This is a genomic window from Flavobacterium cupreum (genome assembly GCF_003996965.1).
Taxonomy (GTDB): domain Bacteria; phylum Bacteroidota; class Bacteroidia; order Flavobacteriales; family Flavobacteriaceae; genus Flavobacterium; species Flavobacterium cupreum.
Genome location: NZ_QWDM01000005.1, coordinates 368,491 through 375,683, shown reverse-complemented (window position 1 = coordinate 375,683; position 7,193 = coordinate 368,491). Strand labels below are relative to the sequence as shown.

Annotated in this window: 6 protein-coding genes and 1 tRNA gene; 2 read left to right on the top strand and 5 right to left on the bottom strand. The window is 37.3% G+C overall.

From position 1 onward, the window contains the following. The coding region (locus D0817_RS25660) for a hypothetical protein (protein WP_161568424.1) at nt 1-626 on the top strand (626 nt) is incomplete at its 5' end. A gap of 522 nt (nt 627-1,148) precedes the next feature. Here the strand turns inward: D0817_RS25660 and D0817_RS10165 are convergent. The 3 genes from D0817_RS10165 to D0817_RS10155 form a co-directional block, all read right to left on the bottom strand. Then, nucleotides 1,149-2,321 (bottom strand): tyrosine-type recombinase/integrase, encoded by a 1,173-nt coding sequence (locus D0817_RS10165; protein ID WP_127338281.1) that lies wholly within the window; start codon nt 2,319-2,321, stop codon nt 1,149-1,151. Nucleotides 2,322-2,440: 119 nt separating this feature from the next. Beyond that, nucleotides 2,441-2,530, bottom strand: a tRNA-Ser gene (locus D0817_RS10160). 59 nt (nt 2,531-2,589) lie between these two features. Beyond that, nucleotides 2,590-3,459: a LysR substrate-binding domain-containing protein gene (locus D0817_RS10155; RefSeq protein ID WP_127338280.1), complete on the bottom strand. Its 870-nt coding sequence runs from the start codon at nt 3,457-3,459 to the stop codon at nt 2,590-2,592. A gap of 91 nt (nt 3,460-3,550) precedes the next feature. On the opposite strand from D0817_RS10155, the gene D0817_RS10150 reads away from it, so the two are divergent. Beyond that, nucleotides 3,551-4,789 (top strand): MFS transporter, encoded by a 1,239-nt coding sequence (locus D0817_RS10150; RefSeq protein ID WP_127338279.1) that lies wholly within the window; start codon nt 3,551-3,553, stop codon nt 4,787-4,789. A gap of 231 nt (nt 4,790-5,020) precedes the next feature. Here D0817_RS10150 and D0817_RS10145 read toward each other — a convergent pair whose 3' ends face one another. Further along, nucleotides 5,021-6,052 carry an asparaginase gene (locus D0817_RS10145; protein WP_127338278.1) on the bottom strand — a complete coding sequence of 344 codons (1,032 nt, stop codon included), beginning with the start codon at nt 6,050-6,052 and terminating at the stop codon, nt 5,021-5,023. Then, nucleotides 6,042-7,178 (bottom strand): 1-acyl-sn-glycerol-3-phosphate acyltransferase, encoded by a 1,137-nt coding sequence (locus tag D0817_RS10140; protein WP_127338277.1) that lies wholly within the window; start codon nt 7,176-7,178, stop codon nt 6,042-6,044. The genes D0817_RS10145 and D0817_RS10140 overlap by 11 nt, the downstream gene beginning before the upstream one ends. Between the last annotated feature and the right edge of the window lie 15 nt (nt 7,179-7,193).

Here is a 7,193-nt window from a genome sequence, read left to right as displayed (position 1 = left end):
CGGAGATTTACGCTAATGATTTGAATGAATTTTTAATTGAGTTAGCAGATAAATTCTTTTACGGTTCCGCGGGGTCTTCCAGTTCAATCCCTTCTCCGCTGGATGTAAATGTGATTAATTTTGAACCTTATTTGCATAAATATAAGAATCCTTATATGTGTGATGCCAGTTACTACACAAGTGATTACAATCCTTACATAGTTCGTTGTACAATGCAATTTGATTCGGCTATTAGTGCGACGAGTTATAAGGTAAGTGCAAATGATTCTTTTAGTAACATTACCAAATCAAGCTTTTCGAATTTAAGCAACCCGGAAACACGAACGTTTGATTTTGTCACCTATTTCAGATTCATGGACATGTATGTAATGTTTAAACCACGTCCTGAAAATTTAGCGATAGTAGGTTCTGGAAAAACGATCACAATTGAAATTTATTTAAATGTAAGAACCAATGAGTTTTTTATTTTAAATCAGCATACTAATTTACCCGCACTTCAACCCCCAAACTATTTAAAACCAATATTAAAACAAGGTGTTGCAAAGGATATAAAAGACGGTTTGGGAATTTATCTACCGGAATATTATTTAACGATAATGTTTGAAACGCCCGCTCAGGCTCAATAGTTTTTGTTTTGTTTTTAGTCAGAGAATCGTATTACAGAAATGTAATGCGATTTTTTTTGTTTAAAAAAGTAGATGTTTTTTGCTTGGCCAACGATCTGCAGAAACGCAGCGCATTAAAAAAAATCTACATTATGGCGCTCGGTAAATATTTAAATGTAGATTTTTTTGCGAACCCGGACAAAGTGCCGGCACGGATCTGATTGAAAAAAAGCTACATTTCGTTTGTCTGTAAATATTTTAAATGTAGATTTTTCTGCAATCCTGGAAAAAGATCCGGAGCTGATATCTTAATCAAATGTCTACATTTTTCTAGTTTTAAGAACTTTATTTTTATCCCCCATCCCCCAATGTTTATAAATTTTTTAGCCCTTGTTTATAAACAAAAACAGCCAAAAATGAGTTTGTAAACGTTTTGTAAACAATTTAAAATACTATTTATCAGTTGTTTACGACTAAAAATTCAATTGTTTACAATGTTTACATTTTTTTTGTATACCGTACCTTGGCGTGTTGCTAAATAATTTAAAATTTTACTTTTGCGTCTTTGATTGTTGCGTCACATCCGTTATTCCTTGGCGTATATAATTCAGTTATTTTTATATCATAGTGCCGGGCTTGGTCACGAACTTTTATTGCAGGAATCCCGCTGTTTAATAGATCAGTAATTCCTGTATCTTTTAAAGAATAAAATTGATACTTACTTTCAAGACTCAAATCCTGTCTTAATTTTTCCCAAGCCGTTGCAATTTTCCTTACTGGCATTTGCACGGCACCTGATTTAAAATTGTCGCTAGAAAATAAGTAATCGTTAGGTTTTGATTTTTGAAGATGTTTTATTAAAAGAGGCAAAAACTGAGAAGGTATTGTGATTGTTTCGTCTTTTTTATTTTTGGATATTTCTTCCGATAAAAAAATTGAACTATCGTTCAGGTTAACGGCACTTACTTTAATTTTTCTTAATTCTGTATTTCTTATTAGACAAAAATATGTTGTCATGCATAAAGTGTAAAAACTGTTGTCGTAAGCCTGTAGTTTTTCCTGAACAGCATTTTTTATTTGTACGGGTAAAATATGTCTCTTTTTAGGCGGTGATTTCATCGGCTGAATACCAGCCGTTGGATTTTCACTTAAAACCCCTCTACTGACCAAAAACTCACAAAATAGCTTTATAAAATTCAGATGGTTGTTTCTTGTGCGGGGAGAATTATTTCTATCAACATATACCCAGTCCAAATACTGTACGCATATTTTTTTATTTATCTCTATCGCAAAAGTAATTTTAATATGCTTTTCAATAAAAAACTGTTGAAATAAATTTAGATTAGAACTGTAGGTTCTCACAGTGTCTTCCCTTATCACATTATCTTTTAGCTGCTTTTTTAATTGTTTCAAAAACGCATTGATTACATCCTGAAAAGTTTTATAATTTTTTCCAGTTTCTTCAAGAAATGGCGACCACCCGGCCGACAACTTATTATTTATTTCAAGAGTTATTTTTTTACCGTGTTTAAGTCTCTCGGTCTTATTACTAATTACCGGAACTCGCAAGCGTTGCAATTCCAATTTTCCGTTAACTGGATTCTTTGCGTAATACACGATCACCCAATCCTTGTTAGTTCGAAGTTCTGCGGGTTTATAATCTATAAAAGCGATGCTTTTATTACGTGCGGGAAGGTTTTTTTTTGAATTTGGCATTTTTTTTTATGGCTTAAAAAACTCTCGATTTTTAAACTATAAGTATTTGACACAAATTTGACACGTAATTTTTAAAAAAAACTCGTTAACGCCATATTCTATTGACGTTAACGAAGTTTTGGCAGAGAGGAAGGGATTCGAACCCTCGATACAGTTACCCATATACTAGCTTTCCAGGCTAGCTCCTTCAACCACTCGGACACCTCTCTATTTCGGTTTGCAAATAACACAAAAAAAAATGACTTACAAAAGTAAAATCCAATATTCTTTAGATGCTTTTTCGAAACTCTTCCATAAACAGTTTTACGGCCTTTTTCTGGTAACCGCCAATTGTCAGCATAAAGGAATCTCTTTTGGTCGGAACTCCCGTAATCTGAATCGATTTGAGGTTATCCCAGCCTTTTAAGGCTTTTTCTGCCACTATCGTCGCCCAGTCACTGTTCTCTACCATTTGCAGCAAAGCGTGAATGGAATTTAACTCTATGGCGATTTTGGGTTTCATGTTGTGTTTTAGAAACAGCCCTTCGACAAATTCCCTTGAATTGGAGCCTTTTCCGGGTAAAATAAGCTGAATTTCTTCTATTTTCTTAAACGCAATTTTATCCAAAGCTGCCAAAGGATGCGATTTTGAAACCGCCATGACCATGTGCGACGTAAACAAAGGCACTTTCTGAATCGGAAGCTCTATTTCGTGTGACGAAATTACCAGCACCAAATCCAGTTCGTTGTTCATTAGTTTTTGTTCCAGGGCTTCTGTTGTGCCATATTCAACCACAATTTTGAGGTTTTGGTACCTTTTTGCAAAGGAATTGATCACCGGCAAAATCAAAAGTCCGAAAATATAGGTTACCCCTACCCGAAGTTCGCCGCCAATCATTTCGTTTAAATCGTCGATGGCCTGCTTTCCGTTCTGTACTTTTTCGATGACCTGTTTGGCATGAATCAGGAAAACGGAGCCGGCTTCGGTAAGCTGCACTTTTTTTCCAATCCGGATAAACAAGGGCATTCCGAGTTCTTCTTCTAGTTTTTTGATCTGTTGCGATAATCCGGATTGCGTGACAAAACACAGCTCGGCGGCTTTTGTAAAATGAAGTACCTCAGCCGTTTTAATAAAATACTGTAGTTGATAGATTTCCATATCGATAAGTTTGACTACTTATTATCAGTAAAATTATTAATTTTTCTAATGAAATCATACTCCCGAACTTTGTAAAAAAATAGCAAGGGTTATGTTTAAGGCGTTAAAATCAAGAAACTTCAAATTATTCTTTTACGGTCAGTCGGTTTCGGTTATTGGAACCTGGATGCAGAAAACTGCGGTCAGCTGGATGGTCTACAGCATCACCGGATCTGTTTTCTTACTGGGACTGGCTACTTTTCTGAGTATGATTCCCTCCTTATTTTTAGCACCTGTCGCCGGAAGTATTATCGGTCGTTACGACAGGCACCGCTCCATGATGATTTTACAATCGCTGGCCATGCTTCAGGCGGGTGCACTGGCTTTGCTTATTTACCTGAAAATATACAACATCAACTTTATTCTGGCTCTTAGCCTTATTCAGGGTATTATCAATGCTTTTGACATGACCTGCCGACAAACCATGATGATTGATATTGTCAATGACAAAGAAGATTTACCCAATGCCGTGGCACTTAATTCTACGCTGAACAACTTCGCCCGAATTGCAGGTCCTGCCCTGGCCGGAATTATTCTGCACCAGTATGGGGAAGATATTTGTTTTATTGGAAATTTCATTAGTTATATTCCGGTTCTGATTTCATTGCTACTGATGAAAATCACACCGCATATCAAGGCAGAGCACAAACTTAAAATGCTGGACGATCTAATAGAGGGCCTTGACTATGTTAAAAAAGAAACGGAAATGGCCCGAATGCTGCTGATGTTAATGTGCAGTAGTTTATTTGTCATTTCTTTCAACACGCTTATGCCTGTTTTTGCCAAAGATATCTTTAGCGGAAATGCCCAGACTTTTAGCTGGTTCGAAAGTGCCGCAGGGATTGGTTCTGTGCTCTCCGCGATTTATCTTGCCAATCTGAAATCGTCCAAAAACATGAATAAAATAATGATTGCTTCCAGTTTATTGCTCGGTTTCAGCATTATTATCCTGGCGGTTTCAAGCAGTCTGACCATTGCGCTGATCTGCATGACCCTGAGCGGTCTCGGAATGATGGGACAAACCTCATCGATCAATATTTATATTCAGACACAAAGTGCCGTCAATATGCGTTCGAGAAGCATTAGTTATTACCTGATGGCGTATCAGGGAATGATTCCTGTGGGAAGTTTGATTATTGGGTATCTTTCCCACTCTCTTGGTGTGCGAACTACCGTTGCAATTCAGGGGATCATCTGCCTTCTTTCGGTGATTGTGTATGTGTATTACAAAAACCACAAGGCTGTTGAAGAAGATTTAGAAACTTGTCCGGTACGTTATAAGGATTTATAAATTCCAATTCTTGCAGCTATCTGAATAAATTCCAAATTCCAATTGTCCACAATCTTGTCATTTCGACGTAAGGAGACCCGGGCGACAGCGAATAGACGAAGTAAATCACACTAGATGATCGACAAAGATTGGCGATTATAGTTACGGAGTTTCTGGTGTGATTTCTCCCTGCGGTCGAAATGACAAACCCGATCAATTAAATGAACTTACATCACTTATATGGTAAAAAAATTACAGTGAAATCTCCCCGCGTAAAGAACTTTCAAAAATAGTTTTGAAATTTTTTGCTTCTATTTCATGACCTAACAGGTACATTAGTTTTGTAATAGCCGCTTCGGTGGTAATGTCTTTACCGGAAATCACTCCTAATTCTTTAAGTGCTGTACTGGTCTCGTATTGTCCCATATTGACGCTTCCGCCCGAGCATTGCGTCACATTTACGATATGCAGGCCGGATTGGATTGCTTTTTGAATGAGGTTTAAAAACCATTCTTCGGTTGGGGCATTTCCGGAACCGTAGGTTTCCAGAACAATTCCTTTTAAGTTGGGTGTTGACAGGATCGATCCCAAAACAATTTCGCTCATTCCCGGAAACATTTTTACAATGGCCACATGATTGTCCAGATTTTTGTGCACCAATAATTTCGCATCGGTTTTTACGGGAAGGAATAAATGGGAATTTAATTTAAGGTGAACGCCTGATTCTACCAATTCAGGATAATTGGGTGCCGTAAAAGCCCTGAAGTGTTCTGCGTTTACTTTAGAAGTGCGGTTTCCGCGGTATAATTTATATTCGAAATACAAACAAACTTCGTGAATTACGGGTTTATCATTCTCTTGTAATGAGGCAATCTGAATGGCGGTGATCAGGTTTTCCTTAGCGTCGGTACGCAAGTCTCCTATTGGCAGCTGCGAACCTGTAAAAATCACAGGTTTGGCTAAATTTTCGAGCATAAAACTCAATGCCGAAGCTGAATAAGACATGGTATCTGAACCGTGCAAAACGACAAAACCGTCAAAAGCCAAATAATTTTCCTCGATAATCGTAGCCATTTTGGCCCACATCTCCGGATTCATATTCGATGAATCGATTGGGTTTTCAAATGAAACCGTTTCGATTTCACAATCCAGTTGTTTTAATTCGGGGATTTTTTGCAGCAGTTTGCTAAAATTAAAGGCCTTGAGTGCTCCTGTCTCAAAATCCTTGCTCATACCGATCGTTCCTCCGGTATAAATTAAAAGTATTTTAGCTTTAGAGGACATCCTGATATTTTAGTTTATTGACAACAGGATTCGCATACATGGATAAAAACCCTTGTCTGGTAACAGGATTATCACTTCCGATTCGCATTTCTAAACGACGTTCAAAAAGCAACTTTTCATTTTCCTTGTAATGGTGAGCAAACTTATTCGTTCCGTTTAAAATATCGTAAGCGATAAAATTAGTCGGCCATAACTGGTAATTTTTCAAAACAGAATCATCAATTACCTGTGCCAAAGCCTGAATTTGCTTGTTGGCATTATCATTCTCGGCTACAATCTGATCAATTTCTGTGTTTAAAACATCGCCAACGGAAATATGTATTCTCTTTTTAGTTCCCATGATACCACTTAAAATAGTCATGAAATCTTCGTTCTTCTCTTTGATATAAACTTCATTGTTTGCTTCTGCCATCAATTGCGGCATTTTCAGCACATCGGTCGGATCATATTCGTATGAAATAGAAACGGGAACAATTTTTATTTTCTTAAAATAGTCCATGAGATTGGCTTCATCAGAACCCATTCCGATCATTTTCAATACTCCGGGATTCGTTTCGTCGTTTCCGTCTTTGGTACGGCCTTCCCTTTGGGCAATCCAGACCGAACGGTTTTCGCGAAGCAGTAACTGCCCCATATATTCGGACAATAACTTAGAGCTCTGCAGCATTTCTCTTGGCGTTAAACCTCTCAGAACCAAAAAGTTTCTGTTCAGTTTTGCCAGTGTACTTAAAAATGCTTTTTTAACCAGATTATCTCCAATGGCAGACGCTGTCATCACCAGGCCATGTTCGAACAGGCAAACATTGAGCAGGGTCGTGTCTAACAGAATATCACGGTGATTGGATACAAATAAGTACGAAGTATTTTTTTGCAGTTTCTCAAAACCGGAAGTCGTAAGTCCTTCAGAACTCTTTTCGAGTACTTTTTGAATCGTATGATAAATAAAATTACATTGAAAATCACGAATCGAATGTGTTTTCTTAAGCTGATCTTTCCAAGCATCATCCTCTAATTCCGGAAAAGTAAAATTCATCATGGCTTTCATCATCGGATGATTGACAACATCATGAAGTGCTTCATTTATTTCTGAATCATAAAACGGTCGAATGGCATCAAATCTCTGCATTAATATCTATTTTAG

Coding starts and splice junctions, on each gene's coding strand:
- D0817_RS10165 (WP_127338281.1), bottom strand. CDS start 2,321: ATGCCAAATTCAAAAAAAAACCTTCCCGCACGTAATAAAAGCATCGCT.
- D0817_RS10155 (WP_127338280.1), bottom strand. CDS start 3,459: ATGGAAATCTATCAACTACAGTATTTTATTAAAACGGCTGAGGTACTT.
- D0817_RS10150 (WP_127338279.1), top strand. CDS start 3,551: ATGTTTAAGGCGTTAAAATCAAGAAACTTCAAATTATTCTTTTACGGT.
- D0817_RS10145 (WP_127338278.1), bottom strand. CDS start 6,052: ATGTCCTCTAAAGCTAAAATACTTTTAATTTATACCGGAGGAACGATC.
- D0817_RS10140 (WP_127338277.1), bottom strand. CDS start 7,178: ATGCAGAGATTTGATGCCATTCGACCGTTTTATGATTCAGAAATAAAT.